Source organism: Streptomyces sp. NPDC007872 (assembly GCF_042868165.1).
In the GTDB taxonomy this organism is placed as follows: domain Bacteria; phylum Actinomycetota; class Actinomycetes; order Streptomycetales; family Streptomycetaceae; genus Streptomyces.
This window is the reverse complement of the sequence record NZ_JBIAEA010000003.1, coordinates 454,701-469,482: the sequence shown is the minus strand read 5'-3', so window position 1 is coordinate 469,482 and position 14,782 is coordinate 454,701. Positions and strand designations below refer to the sequence as shown.

The window sequence follows — 14,782 nt, the reverse complement described above, 5'->3', positions numbered from 1 at the left end:
GGCGGGCGTGCGGCGCGGCGGCCGGGGGCCGCACGGCGGTGGGCAGGAGGAACGGGGGAGCGGGGGCGGCGACGAGGGGGATCGGTACGGGACGCAAGGCGGCCTCCGGAGGTGAGGAGGTGGGATGGAGCGGAGTGTCGTGGAGTTCAACGAGGCCTCCGGGCGTGTCGAACACATGTGTTTCGGACGCGGTGCGAACCGTGCGGGCGGGCGAATGAGTGTTCGTGCCGGGTACACCGATCCCTGCGGCGCGGGGGCGCGCCGCACCGTCCACATGGCCGAAAGACGAATGTCTCCGCCGAAGAACTTCGAGTACAGGACCGGGAAAGCAGGTGTGGGTCGTGATCCAAGGGGCAGGCGGCCGGTGAGCGAGTGACCCCCGGTACGGACCGTCACCCCGGCCCCCTTCCCGGGGTGACGGCACCGGGACCACCGCTCCCACCCGACGGGCCCGTCCGCGCCCGGCGCACCGGAGGGGCCGCCCCGTGGCGGCCCGCCGGTACGCCGGCGCGGCCGGCGCTGTGCCGTTGGACGGAGATCGGCGGCGCATCCGTTACGGCGCCCCGATCACCGGTCATGACTACGGAGTCCCCTGCCCCCGACCACGGAGAGACGATGTCCCCCGAGAACCCCCTCAAAGCGGCCGTCGAGAAGCTGACCGAGCCCTTCCGGGAGAACGGCCCCGCAGAGGGCGTCCCCGGGGCCCCTTCCCCGGAGCCGGTCCCGGTGGAAGAGCCCACCGAGCCGCGCGGGCCGCTGCCGCCGAAGCCGGACCAGACCGGTCCGGAGACGGTCAGCCCCACCGGCCAGCCGACCGGCGCGGACCAGGCGCGGGTCGCCCAGAGCGGCTCGTACCTGACCACCGCCCAGGGCACCCGCCTGTACGACACCGACCACTCGCTCAAGGCGGGCCCGCGCGGGCCGGTCCTGCTCCAGGACCACCACCTGCGCGAGAAGATCATGCACTTCGACCACGAGCGGATCCCGGAGCGGGTGGTCCACGCCCGCGGCGCCGGCGCGCACGGCGTCTTCCAGTCGTACGGCACGGCGGCGGGCGTGACGAAGGCGGCCTTCCTCGCCGCCGACGCCGAGACCCCGGTCTTCGTCCGGTTCTCGACCGTGCTCGGCTCGCGCGGCTCGGCCGACACGGTCCGCGACACCCGCGGCTTCGCGACGAAGTTCTACACCGAGGAGGGCGTCTTCGACCTGGTCGGGAACAACATCCCGGTCTTCTTCATCCAGGACGCCATCAAGTTCCCCGACGTCATCCACGCGGGCAAGCCCCACCCGGATCGGGAGATCCCCCAGGCGCAGAGCGCCCACGACACCTTCTGGGACTTCGTGTCGCTCCACACCGAGGCCCAGCACCACACCATGTGGAACATGTCCGACCGGGGCATCCCCCGCTCCTACCGGACGATGGAGGGCTTCGGCGTCCACACCTTCCGCCTGGTCAACGCCGAGGGCGCCACGACGCTGGTGAAGTTCCACTGGAAGCCCAAGCTGGGCGTGCACTCCCAGGTCTGGGAGGAGGCGCAGATCGCGGGCGGAGTGGACCCCGACTTCCACCGCCGGGACCTCGCCGACGCCATCGAGGCGGGCGCGTACCCGCAGTGGGAGCTGGGCATCCAGACCTTCCCCGACACGCCCGACCAGACCTTCGAGGGCATCGACCTGCTCGACGCGACGAAGATCGTCCCCGAGGAGCTCGCCCCGGTCCGGCCGATCGGCCTGCTCACCCTCGACCGCAACCCGTCCAACTACTTCGCCGAGACCGAGCAGGTCGCCTTCCACGTCGGCCACCTGGTCCCCGGCATCGACGTCACCGACGACCCGCTGCTCGCCGGACGCCTCTTCTCCTACCTGGACACCCAGATCACCCGTCTGGCCGGGCCCAACTTCAACCAGATCCCGATCAACCGGCCGCACGCCCCCGTCAACGACATGCTCCGCGACGGCTTCCACCAGCAGGCCGTGCACACCGGCGTCGCGCCCTACAAGCCGAACTCGCTGGACGGCGGCTGCCCGTTCTTCGCGGGCGCGGACACCGGCGCCTTCGTCGAGGTGCCCGTGGAACTGCCGGCCGCGCGCAAGGTCCGCGAGGCGCCCGCCTCCTTCGCCGACCACTTCAGCCAGGTGCGCCTCTTCTGGCTGAGCATGACCCCGGTCGAGCGCGAGCACATCGTCGCCGCCTACACCTTCGAGCTCGGCAAGTGCTGGGACAACGCCATCAAGGAGCGCCAGCTCCAGGCGCTCGCCAACATCGACACCGAGCTGTGCACCCAGGTCGCCACCGGCCTCGGCATGTCCGTCCCGACGGCCACCGAGCCGGCGCCGGACGCCCGGCCGAGCCCCGCGCTCTCGCAGATCGGCGGGGAGTGGCCCGCCGACGGGCGGGTCATCGGCATCGTCTCCGACGGTTCCGCCGACGTCGACGGCGTGCGGACCCTGCGCCAGGCGGTCCTCGACGCGGGCATGGTCCCGCTGGTGATCGCGCCCGCGGGCGGGACGATCGGCGGCGCCGACGACCCGATCACCGTCCAGCGCACCTTCGCCACCGCGCGCTCGATCGAGTTCGACGCCCTCGTCGTCGCCGGCGCCCCCGCCCCGGGAGCCGACGCCCAGGGGGCCCGTGACGCCAAGGCGGGCGAGCCGGGTCAGGGCGCGGCGCCCGTCGACCCGCGCCTGGCGCTCCTCCTCTCCGAGGCGTTCCGGCACGCCAAGGCCATCGGCGGCTGGGCGGGCGCGGAGTCCGTCCTCAACGCCTCCTCCGTCCCCGCCGACGCGCCCGGCGTGGTCCTCGCCGACAGCGGTGAGGCGGTCCTGTCGGGGCTGACCCCGCTCCTGGCCAAGCACCGCGTCTGGGACCGCTTCCCGCCGGCGCTCTGACCCCTCCTCGTCCGCACCACGGGTGTGTCCGCCGTACGAAAGTACGGCGGACACACCCGTTTTCGCGGTTTCCTCGGCCCCGCGATGCGACCCGCAGGCGCCCGGACCACGACGCCCGCCCTCCCCGCCGCACCTCAAGTTCTGAGACGAGAGGGCGAGTTGGGGTGACTTGTCCCTTCACTTTTTAAGAAACCTTGTTGAGAAAGTCATAGCTCTGTGAAGGCCCGTTGATTTGCACTCGTCAATCGGTCAGGGTTTCGAGCGAGCCGCCGGAGAGTTTCCTTCCGGAGGCCCAACCCCCCACAAATCCTGACGAGGAGAGCCTTCCTTCATGGCAACTCACAAGCGTGCCCGCAAGTTCAGGATCGTCGCCGTCGCGACCGCGATCGCCGCGGCGGCCGGAGTGACCGTCGCCGTCGGACCGTTCGCCGGCGCCGCCCCCGCCCCCGCCCCCGCCGAAGGGACCGTCTACGGCCTCGGCGCGGAGAACGCCGTGGCGGGCAGCTACGTCGTGCTGCTCGGCGACAAGGCCGACAAGGCCGGCAAGACCGAGCTGGCGAAGGAGTACGGCGGCACCCTGCGCCGCAGCTACGACTCCCAGGTCAACGGATTCTCCGTCAACAACCTCACCGAGACCGAGGCCAAGCGACTCGCCGCCGACCCGGCCGTCGCGAAGGTCGTCCAGAACCGCACCTTCACCATCAACGAGACCCAGGAGAACCCGCCTTCCTGGGGCCTGGACCGGGTCGACCAGGCGGACACCGCCGGCGACCAGAAGTACACCTATCCCGACGCCGCGGGCGAGGGCGTCACCGCGTACGTCATCGACACCGGCGTCCGCGTCAGCCACGGCGACTTCGGCGGCCGCGCCTCCGACGGCTTCGACGCCGTCGACAACGACGACACCGCCCAGGACGGCAACGGCCACGGCACCCACGTCGCCGGCACCATCGCCGGAACCACCCACGGCGTCGCCAAGAAGGCGAAGATCGTGGCCGTCCGCGTCCTCGACGACAACGGCTCCGGCACCACCGAGCAGGTCATCGCCGGCATCGACTGGGTCACCCAGAACCACAAGGGCCCGTCCGTCGCCAACATGAGCCTCGGCGGCAGCGCCGACCCGGCCCTCGACGAAGCGGTCAAGAAGGCCATAGCCTCCGGCGTCACCTTCGGCGTGGCCGCCGGCAACGAGTCCTCCGACGCCGGCCAGGGCTCCCCGTCCCGTGTGCCCGAGGCGATCACCGTCGCCTCCTCCACCAAGGACGACCAGCAGTCCAGCTTCTCCAACTTCGGCTCCGTCGTGGACATCTACGCCCCCGGCTCGGACATCACCTCCGCCTGGAACGACAGCGACACCGGAACCAAGACCATCTCCGGTACGTCCATGGCCACCCCGCACGTCGTCGGCGCGGCCGCCGTCTACCTCGCCGGCCACCCCGACGCCACCCCGGCCCAGGTCGCCGAGGCGCTGACCGGCGGCGCGACCGCCGACAAGATCGGCAACGCCTCTCCCGGCACCGCCAACAAGCTCCTGAAGATCGTGGAGTAGTCCGAACCGCCCGACGACGGCCCGCCGCGCCCCTCCTACGAGGGCGCGGCGGGCCCGTTCGCGTACGGGGCGGGGTCAGCGCCCGCGCCGCCCCCGGCCGGCGGTCTCGTAGTCGTCCTCGCCCTGGTCCTCCTCGTCCTCGTCGTACTCCTCGTCGGGTCCGAGGTCCTCGTCCTCGTACTCCCCCTCGCCTTCCTCGCCCTCTTCGTCCTCGGGGCCGTACTCCCCGTCCTCCTCGTACTCCTCCTCGGGCTCCCCCTCCCGCTCCTCCTCCTCGGGCTCCCCCTCCCGCTCCTCCTCGTCGAAGCCGTCCGCCTCCTCCTGTTCTCCTTCTTGCTCCTCTCCTTCCTGTTCCTCCTTCTCCTCCTCTTCCAGGGCCTCCTCGTGCGTGCGGACCACCTCGCCGTCGCGGATCTCGCCGCGCCAGCCCTCCGGCTCGTCGTCGGTGAGGGTGACGTGCCGGCGGAAGTGCTTCAGGTCGAGCCGGAGCCGGCGGCCCTGGGCGCGCCAGACGTTGCCCGTCTTCTCGAAGAAGCCGGAGGGGTAGTACTCGACGGTGACCAGGACCCGGGTGAGCGACGGGCCCAGCTCGTGGAAGCTGACGCAGCCCCGGGTCGACCCCTTGGCTCCCTCCGAGGTCCAGATGATGTGGTCGTCCGGCACCTGCTCCTGCACGGTGGCCTTCCAACTGCGGGTGGAAGGACCCACCTTGACCTTCCAGTCACTGGTGGTCTCGTCGCCCTGGGAGACGTTGCGGACGCCCTTCGTGAAGCCGCTGAAGTCCTCGTACTGGGACCAGTGGTCGTACACCCTCCGGAGCGGAGCGCCCACGTCGACCGTCTCGACGATGCTGGTGATCTTCTGGGTCCCGCTCTTGCGTTTGCCCTTACCGCCGCCGAACAGGTTCGACGCGGCATCGGTGACCTTGTCCTTCAGGCCGCCGATGGAGTGGCCCACCATCGCCTTGACGGGGGAGTCCCCCTGGAGCATGCGTCCGCCGATGTCCGCGATGCTGCCGCCGTTGTCGGCCACGTCCTGGAGCTGTCCGGTGACGTCCCCGAGCTTGTCCGTGGCCTTCTCGGCCAGTTGGCCGGTCTGGGCGGAGAGGTAGCCGCCGAGTTCACCGAGCAGCCGGTCGAAGCCGGACCCCGACTCCTTGGCGGAGCTGCCGTTTTCGGATGCCATGACCTACCTCCGCGCCGACGGCTTGCGCGCGGCCGTCTTCTTCGCGGCGGTCTTCTTAGCCGCCGGTTTGCGTGCCGTGGTCTTCTTGGCCGCGGCCTTCCTGGCGGGCGCGGTCTTCTCGGCCGTCGCCTTGCGGGCCGTCGTCTTCTTGGCGGGAGCGCTCTTCTTCGCGGGAGCGGCCTTCTTCGCAGGGGCGCTCTTCCTGGCGGGGGCGGTCTTCTTGGCCGCCGTCTTCTTCGCGGGCGTGGTCTTCTCGGCCGTCGTCGTACCGCGTGCCGGGGAGGTCTTGCGCGCACGCGAGGACCGGCGCGGCCGCGGCTCCTCCGGTTCTTCCTCCTCTTCTTCCTCTTCCTCGGGCTCTTCCGGCTCCTCCGGCTCCTCCGGTTCTTCTTCCTCCTCCCACGCGCCTTCTTCCTCGTCCTCGTCCTCGTCGTACTGTTCGGGTTCCTCGTCCTCGTAGTCCTCCTGCTCCTCGTCCTCGTAACGCCCTTCCTCGTCCTCTTCGTTGTCCTCGTCGCCGCCGCTGCCGATCGCCAGCGTCCGTTCGTGGAGCGAGTCGGCGAGGTCGGTGAGCTTGCGGTTGGCCGCGGCCTTGAGCGCCTGGCGACCGGCGTTCAGTGCTTCGCCCTTCAGTTGGTCACCCATCTCCGCGACCTGCGGTATGTCCTTGAGCTTGCTCAGGCCCTCCGTCACGAGCTGCCGGGGTTCGAGGCCGAAGCGGCGCCCTGCCAGATAGGTCGCCGCGGTGAACGCGAGGCGCCCTTTCTTCGTCCGTCCCAACACGTACCCTCCGGCCACCGCGGCCGCCAGGGCGATCTTGGACGTGTCATCCATGGCCTCTGTCCCTTCACCGGGCATCCGCAGCCTCGACGCCGCCCCACACGGAACCTTCCGTAGCGGGTCGCACCTCCACGCATATGCCTTCGGAGGCCGCCCCGTTCGGGCGGTGGGGAACGAGCCTGTTCTCCCGGACGTGGCATTTGTCCGTATATCGTGAAATTCTAGCCTCAACTGGCTGTACGTCTTCTGGAAGTGCCACATGGCTTCAGCAGATTCGGATCGTCCCCGGCGGGCCCCGCGCGCCGACGACGAGCGGCGGGAACGTAACCCCACCCGGCGCGGACCCGCGCAGCGCAGGGCGAAGGCCGTCGACGCCGGATCGGCGATGAGCTCGGCCGCCGAGCAACTGGCGAAGCTGCTCGGCCGACCGCCCGAGTCCGTCTCCTCGCTCAGACCCACCGATTCGGGGTGGGAGGCGCAGGTGGAAGTGGTGGAGCTGGAGCGCATCCCCGACACGACCAGCGTGCTGGCCAGTTACAAGGTCTCACTCGACGAGGAAGGCGCGTTGATCTCCTTCGAACGGACCCGCCGCTACAGCCGCGGGATGATCGATCGGCCGTTCTGAGAACGGTCCGGCCGTGAAGGGAGGCACCATGACGATGGTGCCGCAGGGCGGCGGCAGCGCCGCGGGCAGGGGCGGAGGCTCCTCGGGCACCCTCTACGACGTCCTGGAGCTCATCCTGGACCGGGGCCTGGTGATCGACGTCTTCGTCCGCGTCTCGCTGGTGGGGATCGAGATCCTCAAGATCGACGCCCGGATCGTGGTGGCCAGTGTGGACACCTACCTGCGCTTCGCCGAGGCCTGCAACAGGCTCGACCTCGAATCCGGCCGCAAGGCTCCGGCGCAGCTTCCCGAGGTCGTCGGCGGCATGATGGAGGGTGGCGCCCACGGCAAGTCCAAGGGAGCGCTCAGCGGGGCGGTCGACGCCGTCACCGAGTCCCTGACCGGGAAGTCCCGCCGCGACGAGGAGCCGGACGAGGAGGAGGAAGCGGAGGAGGAGCCCGCTCCCCGCCGCAGGCGGCCTCCCGCCCGACGCACGGCGCGCCGGGAGAAGGAGTGACCGATGGCCCTCTACGTCTACGCGATCACGGGGGAGGACCATCCCCTCGCCGTCGGGGACATGACCGGCGTCGGAGTCGATCCGTCTCCGGTGCGCGCCCTCGCGTGCGGACCGCTGTACGCCGTGGTCAGCGACGTCTCCGAGGAGATCCGGCCCAAGCGGCGCGACCTGCTGATCCACCAGGAGGTGCAGGAGCGCCTCATGGAGGGCGGCCCCGTCCTGCCCCTCCAGTTCGGTTACACCGCCGCCGACGAGGCGACGGTCGAGCAGGCGCTCCGCAGGGACGCCGACGGCCGCCTCGCCGATCTGGAACGGCTCGCCGGCTGCGCCGAGTACCACGTGAGGGCCTCCCGGAACGAGGAGGAGCTCCTGCGGCAGATCCTGCGGGAGACCCCCGAGACCCGGGAGCTCAACGAGCGGATCCGCGCCGGTGACCCGGACCCCCAGCTCCCGCTGACCCTCGGCCGGATGGTCGCCGCGCAAGTACAGGAACGGCAGGACGCGCTCGCGGCCGGACTGGCCGACGCCCTCGTCCCGTACGCCGAGGAGCACAACGTCCGGCCGGCGTCCGGCGACGACTTCCTCAACCTCTCGCTGCTGATCTCCGACGACCGGAAGGAGGAGTTCCTCGCGGCGCAGTCGGGCCTCGTCCGGCAGCTCGGGGAGGGGGTGGAGTTCCGGCTGAGCGGCCCCCTGCCGCCGTACAGCTTCGTCCGATAGCCCGCCCGGTGGCTCTCGGAGCCCGGTGGTTCGCCCGGCCACGGGAGACGGGCGAGGAGGGAGAAGGAGAGAGGATGGGACTGCTGACACAGTTGCTCACGCTTCCCGTCGCCCCGGTGCGCGGCGCCGTCTGGATCGCGCAGCGGGTCGTGGCGGAGGCCGAGGAGGAGTACTACGACCCGGCCCCCGTCTGGCGGGAGCTCCGGGAACTGGAGAGCCGGCTCGTACGGGGGGAGATCGACCAGGAGGCCTTCGACCGGCGCGAGGACGAGCTGCTCGACCGGCTGGACGAGATCGACGCCCACCGGCGGGGGCTGCCGTGACCCGGAAGCGAGGCCGCCGTGTCTGACCCCCTGCCCGACCGGTTCGGATCCGCCCCCTCCCGAGCGGCACCGGTGCCGTACGGACCGAGTTCCTCCGCCAACCTCGCGGACATCCTGGAGCGGGTGCTCGACAAGGGCATCGTCATCGCCGGGGACATCCGCATCAACCTGCTCGACATCGAACTGCTGACGATCAAACTGCGGATCCTGGTCGCCTCCGTCGACAAGGCGAAGGAGATGGGCATCGACTGGTGGGAGCACGACCCCTCGCTCTCCTCGAAGCACACCGGCGGCCCCCTGGCGCAGGAGAACCGCAGGCTCCGCGCGGAGCTGGACGCGCTGCGGCGCGAGAGGCTCGAAACGGGGGAGCCCCTGGAACCGGAGGCCTACGAGGACGTGGACGAGGAGGACGTGGAGGTCTACGAGGACGTGGAACCGGACGAGGACGAAGCGGCCCCCCGCCGGAGAACGAGGGGCGGGACACCAGGGAAGCGCGGTAGATGAACGGCCACGAGGACCTCACCTACGTGTACGCCGCGGCCCCGGACACGCGGGAGGTACGCGCCTCCCTCCAGGACCTCCGAGGGGTGTCGGGCGCCCCCGTGTCCCTCCTGTCCCTCCCGGCGGCCGGACCGGACCCCGTCGCGTTCGTCGTCAGCCGGGTCGCGCCGGACCAGTTCGACGAGCGGACCCTGAAGGCCCGCTTCGAGGACCTGGAGTGGCTGGAGGACGTCGCCCGCGCCCACCACGACGTCGTCCAGACCGTCGCCCGCCACGACACCGTCCTCCCGCTGCGCCTGGCGACCGTCTACCAGAACGACGACCGCGCCCGCCGCGCCCTCACCGCCCAGCGCCACGTCTTCGCCGAACGGATCGCCCTCCTCCACGGCCGGAGCGAGTTCGGCGTCAAGCTGTACGTCGGCTCCACCGGTCCCACCGGCCCCTCGGAGCCCCGGGACGGCACCGACGGCCCCTCCCTCAGCCCCGGAAAGGCCTACCTGCGCCGCCGCAGGGCCCAGCACAGCGCCCAGGAGGTCCGCTACCGGCACGCCCAGGAGGCGGCCGACCGCGTCGAGGCCCTGGCCTCCCGGTTCAGCACGCACCGCGTGCGCCACCCCGCCCAGCGCGGCGCCCTGGCGGGCCCGGAGGAGAACGTCCTCAACGACGCCTACCTCGTCCCGTACGACCGTGCCGAAGAGTTCCGCACGGCGCTCGCTGCCGCCGTGGACGGCCTCGACGGCGTACGCGTCGAGGTGACCGGGCCGTGGGCCCCGTACTCCTTCGCCACGCCGCCCGAACCCGAGGCCGCCGGGGAGGGGCGGACGCCATGACCGTCTCCCGGCCCACCGAATCGCTGCCCGGCCGACAGGTCGCCCTGGTCGACCTGCTCGACAGGCTGCTCAGCGGGGGAGTGGTCCTCTCCGGCGACATCGTCCTGTCGATCGCGGACATCGACCTCGTCCGCGTCTCGCTCCGCGCCCTGATCGTGTCCGTCGACTCGGAGGCGGACCCGCTGGGACCGGTGGACCGGGAGCGGACGTGAACGACGGGGCGGGCCCGGCGCCGGGGGAGCGGAGGGCCCCTCCCGGACCGCTCCCGGAGGCCGCCCCCGGGGCGGAGCCGCCCCGGGAGACCTCACCGCCCCTGCGCAGGGCGGGCAGCGCCCTGAACGACGCCTTCCGCCTCCTCCAGGCCCCGCCCACCCCGGCCGACGAGTCCCCGCGCCCCGCGCGCCGGCTCCGGACCGACCACGAGTCGGTCGAGGAGGACCTGCTCAAACTCGTCCTCACCGTCGTGGAACTCCTGCGCCAGCTCATCGAGAGGCAGGCGCTGCGGCGCGTCGACGCGGGCGACCTCACCGACGACCAGGAGGAGGAGCTGGGCGCCACCCTGATGGCCCTGCACGACGCCCTGTCCGACCTCTGCGCCGAACACGGCTACACGCTCCAGGACCTCAACCTCGACCTCGGGCCGCTCGGCCCCCTGCTGCCGCGGGAGGACTGAGTGCCACGGCTCCGGCCGGTGTCACCGTCCCGCGTCACCGGTCGGAGACGGTGACGCCGGCCAGGGCGAGGGCCCGGGCCACGGCGGGCAGGTCGAGCGGCCCCTCGTCGTGACGGGCGGGCCGCAACCGCGCGAGGAAGGGCTCCGGCCGCAGTCGGCGCGCCTCGGCGTCGGCCAGGAAACCCGCCGCGTCCGCCCCGTCGACGTGGTCCGACAGCTCTCCCAGCACCTGCTCCCGGTCGGCGAAACCGCCCATGCCGCAGTCCAGGCCGTCGTCCCGGAGGTCGTCCGGGTAGGGCGCGCGAGCCCAGGCCCCGTCCTCGTACCAGTAGACGCAGCCCAGCTCGTCCCCCTCGATCCGGTCGCGCAGTTCGTCGTACGGGAGCCAGTCCGGCCCGCCCGCCAGCACGTCGATCGGCGTCCCGTGCCACTTCACACCGCTCGACTCGTCCTCGCCGTAGAGCACGAACCGGCCCTCGCCCATCCTGGACATGGTCCACCAGGTGCAGCCGGAGTCGTCGTGGTGGAGCCCCTCGGCGTCGACCCGGAGGCCGGTGCGGTAGCCGCTCGCGCGCTCCTCCTCCGCGGTGGTGGCCCCGATGGCGGCGAGCAGCGCCCACCGGCCCCACAGCGCCTCCCCCGGCGGAAGGTCCTCCGGAAGTCCCGGCCGGTGGATGGTCATGCGCGCCCCCGTGCGTCCTCGCCCCGACGATGATCACACCCACAGTACGGCCCTCCCGGGGACCGGCCGCGCGGCCCCGCCCCTCCGGGATCCGCCCGGTGGATCGATCAGAAGCGGTCGGCCGTGGCGAAGATCCAGCGGTTGGCCGCCAGGGCGTCGTCCGGTTCCGGGAGCGGGCCCCGACCGTGGAGCGCGGTGAAGTCGTACGGGCGGTGCACGGCCACCCGCCAGCCCCGGCCGGCGAGGACCCCGGCCGAGTCGGGGCGCGGTCCCGCGGCGAAGAGGCCCGGCAGGTCGATGCCGACCCGCTCGCGCGCCGTCGTGTAGACGGGGCCGCCGCGCACGCGCGAGGATTCGGCGGTCACCTCCTTGATCTCGTACGCCAGCGTGCTGCCGGCGGCGCTGAGCCGGTCCACGTCGTCGATCAGGCGCCGCTCGGCCTCGGCGGGGAGGTAGAGCAGCAGGCCCTCGGCGAGCCAGGCGGTCGGGGCGGCCGGATCGAAGCCGGAGCCGGTTCCGGTACCGGCTCCGGTACCGCTTCCGGAACCGAGGAGGGCCTCCGTCCAGTCGTTCCGGAGGTCGGCGGCGCACGGGCGGCGTTCGGCGACGGGCTCCGCCCCCGTGGCGTCGAGCACCGACTGCTTGAAGGCCAGCACGTCGGCCGAGTCGATCTCGTGGACGACGGTCCCGGCGGGCCAGTCGAGCCGGAAGGCCCGGGAGTCGAGGCCCGCACCGAGCAGCACCATCTGGCGCACGCCCGCCCGGGCGGACGCCAGCAGGTGGTCGTCCAGGACGCGGGTCCGCAGCCCGAAGTACCGGCCGAGCCTGCCCCACAGCGGGTCCGAGGCACCGCCGGGGACCTCGTCGGGATGGAGCGGCCAGTCGGCGGCGTCCGGCGCCGCGCGGACGAAGGCGGCGGCGAACGGATCGCGGGCGAGGGCGTCGGGGCGGTGGGTCTCGACGGCGCGGGCGGCGGCCACCAGCAGGGCGGTGCGGCCCACGCCCGCCGTCACCCCCGGGAACGGACCGGCTCCGGTGCGCACTCCCTCTCCTCTTCCTCTTGCTCTTCCCTCCGCGGCTCCACCGCGGGGACGTCCCACGCGGACGGGTCGCCCGACACGGGGGTACGGGCGCCGTAGAGGACGCGCATGAACGCGAGGACCTCCTCGTACGGCAGGTGCAGGGCCGTGGTGCAGTCCGCCAGTACGGTGACGTGGAAGCCCTTCTGGAACGCGGTCCGGGCGGTGGAGTCCACGCACACGTCGGCGAACAGGCCCGCGAACACCAGGTGCTCGACGCCCCGGGCGCGCAGGTGCTCCTCGAATCCCGCCGCGAGGAAGGCGTCGAAGCAGGCCCGCTTGGTGAAGACGGCCTCGCCGGCGGCGGGCAGGACACCGTGGAACTCCGCGCCCCAGGTGCCCTCCAGGCACTTCGGCGGCCTGCCCCGGGCCCGGTCCCGCAGCCGCCAGCTCGCCCCCTGCCGGTCGGGGTCGCCGGTGAACCGGACGAAGACCACCTCCACGCCCCGGCGCCGGGCCTCCGCGGCCGCTCCGGCGGCCGAGGAGACGACGGCGTCCAGGACGGCGGGGTCGCCCCGGAACCGGGCCCTGGCCAGGGGACTCGCGCAGAAGTCGTTCTGCAGGTCCACCACGACCAGGGCCGTGCGCGCCGACGCGGTCACGGGCCGCCCACCAGGGCCGCGTCACGCGGCGCGTTGTCCGGCCCGGGGACGCCGAGCGCGCCGACCAGGGCGTCCACCACGTCGCTCGTGGAGTGCCGGCCGCCGAGGTCGGGGGTGCGCACGCCCCGTTCGTCGAGGACCGCGAGGGCGGCCTCCACGGCCGCCGCGGCACCGGGACACCCGGCGTGGTGCTCCGCGACGAGCGCGGCGGCCCGGATGGTGGCGACCGGGTTGACCAGGTCCCGGCCCGCCAGGTCGTCGGCCGAGCCGTGCACCGTCTGGTACTCCACCAGGCCCCGCAGCGCCGGATCGAGGCAGACGTTCTCCGTGCAGCGGTTCTCCTGCCGGTCGGAGCCGTACCGGTCGAGGAGCATGACGTGCATGATGTCGGCCCACTCGTTCCCGGCGATCAGCAGGGTGCGGTCGGGCAGCCCGTGGGCGAGCAGGTTGCGGTTGACCGTGTCCGGCTGGAACACCTCGATCCGTACGCCGAACCGCTCGGACAGGTCGGCCACCCACGCGTCGAACGCCCCGTCGAGCAGATGGAACTTGTAGGCCATGACGATCCGGCCGATCCGCCCGTCCGGCCAGGTGCGCCGGGCCCGCTCCAGGGCGTGCTCGACGACCGCCCCGGTGACCTCGCGGCTGAAGGTGAGGGTGCGGGTGACCTCACCGGCGGTGTGCGTGTTCTCGCCGGTGTAGAAGCCCTGGGCCTGGTCCCGGACCAGCAGCAGCGATCGTTCCCCGGCCGTCAGCAGGTCGACCTTCACCGCGCGCAGCCGGCGCCGGACCAGGTACAGCGACTGGGCGTTGATCGCGGTGCGGAAGACCGCGGTGGTGCCGCGCCCGGCCAGGTCCCGGCACCACGCCTCGTAGTGGTCGGCGTCCTCGGCGGTCAACCGCTGTACGGCGGCGACGCCGTGGTCCCGGCGGAGCGAGACGTAGGAGTGGTAGAGGCGCGGCGAGCGGACGACCTCCACCCCCGTGGCCCCCGCGCCGCCCGGGGTGAGGGCGCTCAGCACGCGCTCGAAGACGTCCGCCAGCTCCGGGCCCGTGCCGCGGCCCACGGCCAGCCCGATCACGGGCCGGACACCGCCTAACGGGGAGGTCCCCGTGGCCCCCCGCCCGTTCGCCCCGGTCATCGGGCGGCGCCGGTGACGAGACGGTCGCCGGCGATGCCGGCCTTCTCCGGGCGGTAGTAGTCCCGGATCCCGTCCGCCCAGACGGCCACCGGCACCCGGTCGCCGTCCACCGGGCCGAAGGCCTCGAACAGCGCCTCGATGTTGGGCCGGTCGAAGCCGATGGCGGTCATGAGGGCGAGGAAGTCGGGACGGGCGACGAAGCCGTCGCCGTCCACGTCGCCCATCGCGGACAGGGCCTCGGCGAACTCGTCGACGGCGGCGTCGAACCGCTGCGGGTCGAGCACGACGGCGGTGAACTCCTCGGGGCTGATCCGCCCGTCGCCGTCGGCGTCCAGCTCGGCCAGGAGCGTGTCCCCGTACTGGCGGAAGGCGGCGAGGAGCCTCGTCCCGGCCTTCTCGTCGGCCGCCGGCAGCGCCGCGACGGTCCGGCTCCCCATCAGCTCGAAGTCGGCGGGCTCCAGGAAGCCGTTCCCGTCGGCGTCGAAGAGCGAGAACACGAGCTGCACACGGTCGGTGGCCTCGGTGGTGGGCATGGGGACGCACCCGGCTTTCGGTGAGGATGACGCCGGGTCACGCGCCCGGCCGTTGATCCACTATCGGGGTGCCGGGGCGCTTCCGAGGCACGAAAGCGGTCTGCCTTACACGATCGAAGGCAATTCGCCGGGCCGTGCATGACACGCCGGGAAGGTGGAAAGCGGCGCCCGTT

The 14,782-nt window shown here is 72.4% G+C and carries 17 protein-coding genes; 10 read left to right on the top strand and 7 right to left on the bottom strand.

Translation table 11 applies throughout. The features are described from left to right. Window positions 1–615 precede the first annotated feature (615 nt). The gene (locus tag ACFYNX_RS12615) at window positions 616–2,889 is read left to right on the top strand and encodes a catalase (RefSeq protein ID WP_388660745.1); all 2,274 of its coding nucleotides are present in this window, start codon (window positions 616–618) and stop codon (window positions 2,887–2,889) included. 331 nt (window positions 2,890–3,220) lie between these two features. Then, window positions 3,221–4,438, top strand: coding sequence for a S8 family serine peptidase (locus ACFYNX_RS12610; protein WP_388660742.1), 1,218 nt, complete (start codon window positions 3,221–3,223; stop codon window positions 4,436–4,438). 75 nt (window positions 4,439–4,513) lie between these two features. Here ACFYNX_RS12610 and ACFYNX_RS12605 read toward each other — a convergent pair whose 3' ends face one another. Then, window positions 4,514–5,623, bottom strand: a complete 1,110-nt coding sequence (locus ACFYNX_RS12605; RefSeq protein ID WP_388660739.1) for an SRPBCC family protein — start codon at window positions 5,621–5,623, stop codon at window positions 4,514–4,516. A gap of 3 nt (window positions 5,624–5,626) precedes the next feature. Further along, the gene (locus tag ACFYNX_RS12600) at window positions 5,627–6,457 is read right to left on the bottom strand and encodes a histone protein (protein WP_388660736.1); all 831 of its coding nucleotides are present in this window, start codon (window positions 6,455–6,457) and stop codon (window positions 5,627–5,629) included. 205 nt (window positions 6,458–6,662) lie between these two features. Between ACFYNX_RS12600 and ACFYNX_RS12595 the strand changes: the two genes are divergently transcribed. The 8 genes from ACFYNX_RS12595 to ACFYNX_RS12560 all read left to right on the top strand — a co-directional run bounded on the left by ACFYNX_RS12595 (window position 6,663) and on the right by ACFYNX_RS12560 (window position 10,571). Then, complete coding sequence (locus tag ACFYNX_RS12595; protein ID WP_388660733.1) at window positions 6,663–7,028, top strand: gas vesicle protein; 366 nt, start codon at window positions 6,663–6,665, stop codon at window positions 7,026–7,028. Window positions 7,029–7,056: 28 nt separating this feature from the next. After that, window positions 7,057–7,524, top strand: a complete 468-nt coding sequence (locus ACFYNX_RS12590; protein WP_365543491.1) for a gas vesicle structural protein GvpA — start codon at window positions 7,057–7,059, stop codon at window positions 7,522–7,524. Between the two features lie 3 nt (window positions 7,525–7,527). Next, window positions 7,528–8,244 carry a GvpL/GvpF family gas vesicle protein gene (locus ACFYNX_RS12585; protein ID WP_388660730.1) on the top strand — a complete coding sequence of 239 codons (717 nt, stop codon included), beginning with the start codon at window positions 7,528–7,530 and terminating at the stop codon, window positions 8,242–8,244. 74 nt (window positions 8,245–8,318) lie between these two features. Further along, window positions 8,319–8,567: a gas vesicle protein GvpG gene (locus tag ACFYNX_RS12580; RefSeq protein ID WP_365543497.1), complete on the top strand. Its 249-nt coding sequence runs from the start codon at window positions 8,319–8,321 to the stop codon at window positions 8,565–8,567. Between the two features lie 18 nt (window positions 8,568–8,585). Then, window positions 8,586–9,071: a gas vesicle protein gene (locus ACFYNX_RS12575; protein ID WP_388660727.1), complete on the top strand. Its 486-nt coding sequence runs from the start codon at window positions 8,586–8,588 to the stop codon at window positions 9,069–9,071. Further along, a complete protein-coding gene (locus ACFYNX_RS12570) occupies window positions 9,068–9,898 on the top strand; it encodes a GvpL/GvpF family gas vesicle protein (RefSeq protein ID WP_388660724.1) in 831 nt (276 codons plus the stop codon). Before ACFYNX_RS12575 ends, ACFYNX_RS12570 begins: the two co-directional genes overlap by 4 nt. Then, entirely contained in the window at window positions 9,895–10,110 is a 216-nt protein-coding gene (locus tag ACFYNX_RS12565; protein WP_388660722.1) for a gas vesicle protein, read from the top strand. Before ACFYNX_RS12570 ends, ACFYNX_RS12565 begins: the two co-directional genes overlap by 4 nt. Continuing rightward, entirely contained in the window at window positions 10,107–10,571 is a 465-nt protein-coding gene (locus tag ACFYNX_RS12560; RefSeq protein WP_388660719.1) for a gas vesicle protein K, read from the top strand. Before ACFYNX_RS12565 ends, ACFYNX_RS12560 begins: the two co-directional genes overlap by 4 nt. Window positions 10,572–10,605: 34 nt before the next feature. Here the strand turns inward: ACFYNX_RS12560 and ACFYNX_RS12555 are convergent, their stop codons facing one another. From ACFYNX_RS12555 to ACFYNX_RS12535, 5 genes are all read right to left on the bottom strand, one after another. Then, the gene (locus ACFYNX_RS12555) at window positions 10,606–11,253 is read right to left on the bottom strand and encodes a hypothetical protein (RefSeq protein ID WP_388660716.1); all 648 of its coding nucleotides are present in this window, start codon (window positions 11,251–11,253) and stop codon (window positions 10,606–10,608) included. A gap of 107 nt (window positions 11,254–11,360) precedes the next feature. Next, entirely contained in the window at window positions 11,361–12,296 is a 936-nt protein-coding gene (locus tag ACFYNX_RS12550; protein ID WP_388660713.1) for an SAM-dependent methyltransferase, read from the bottom strand. Next, window positions 12,263–12,934 (bottom strand): cysteine hydrolase family protein, encoded by a 672-nt coding sequence (locus tag ACFYNX_RS12545; RefSeq protein ID WP_388660711.1) that lies wholly within the window; start codon window positions 12,932–12,934, stop codon window positions 12,263–12,265. Before ACFYNX_RS12545 ends, ACFYNX_RS12550 begins: the two co-directional genes overlap by 34 nt. Continuing rightward, complete coding sequence (locus ACFYNX_RS12540) at window positions 12,931–14,076, bottom strand: isocitrate/isopropylmalate family dehydrogenase (protein WP_388660708.1); 1,146 nt, start codon at window positions 14,074–14,076, stop codon at window positions 12,931–12,933. Before ACFYNX_RS12540 ends, ACFYNX_RS12545 begins: the two co-directional genes overlap by 4 nt. Continuing rightward, window positions 14,073–14,609, bottom strand: a complete 537-nt coding sequence (locus tag ACFYNX_RS12535) for an EF-hand domain-containing protein (protein WP_365543515.1) — start codon at window positions 14,607–14,609, stop codon at window positions 14,073–14,075. The genes ACFYNX_RS12540 and ACFYNX_RS12535 overlap by 4 nt, the downstream gene beginning before the upstream one ends. Window positions 14,610–14,782: the final 173 nt, after the last annotated feature.

Bases quoted from the DNA above. Each gene is read 5' to 3' on its own strand.
- ACFYNX_RS12570 (WP_388660724.1), top strand. From the start codon at position 9,068: ATGAACGGCCACGAGGACCTCACCTACGTGTACGCCGCGGCCCCGGAC.
- ACFYNX_RS12585 (WP_388660730.1), top strand. From the start codon at position 7,528: ATGGCCCTCTACGTCTACGCGATCACGGGGGAGGACCATCCCCTCGCC.
- ACFYNX_RS12540 (WP_388660708.1), bottom strand. From the start codon at position 14,076: ATGACCGGGGCGAACGGGCGGGGGGCCACGGGGACCTCCCCGTTAGGC.
- ACFYNX_RS12565 (WP_388660722.1), top strand. From the start codon at position 9,895: ATGACCGTCTCCCGGCCCACCGAATCGCTGCCCGGCCGACAGGTCGCC.
- ACFYNX_RS12580 (WP_365543497.1), top strand. From the start codon at position 8,319: ATGGGACTGCTGACACAGTTGCTCACGCTTCCCGTCGCCCCGGTGCGC.
- ACFYNX_RS12615 (WP_388660745.1), top strand. From the start codon at position 616: ATGTCCCCCGAGAACCCCCTCAAAGCGGCCGTCGAGAAGCTGACCGAG.
- ACFYNX_RS12535 (WP_365543515.1), bottom strand. From the start codon at position 14,609: ATGCCCACCACCGAGGCCACCGACCGTGTGCAGCTCGTGTTCTCGCTC.
- ACFYNX_RS12555 (WP_388660716.1), bottom strand. From the start codon at position 11,253: ATGACCATCCACCGGCCGGGACTTCCGGAGGACCTTCCGCCGGGGGAG.
- ACFYNX_RS12605 (WP_388660739.1), bottom strand. From the start codon at position 5,623: ATGGCATCCGAAAACGGCAGCTCCGCCAAGGAGTCGGGGTCCGGCTTC.
- ACFYNX_RS12590 (WP_365543491.1), top strand. From the start codon at position 7,057: ATGACGATGGTGCCGCAGGGCGGCGGCAGCGCCGCGGGCAGGGGCGGA.
- ACFYNX_RS12600 (WP_388660736.1), bottom strand. From the start codon at position 6,457: ATGGATGACACGTCCAAGATCGCCCTGGCGGCCGCGGTGGCCGGAGGG.
- ACFYNX_RS12610 (WP_388660742.1), top strand. From the start codon at position 3,221: ATGGCAACTCACAAGCGTGCCCGCAAGTTCAGGATCGTCGCCGTCGCG.
- ACFYNX_RS12595 (WP_388660733.1), top strand. From the start codon at position 6,663: ATGGCTTCAGCAGATTCGGATCGTCCCCGGCGGGCCCCGCGCGCCGAC.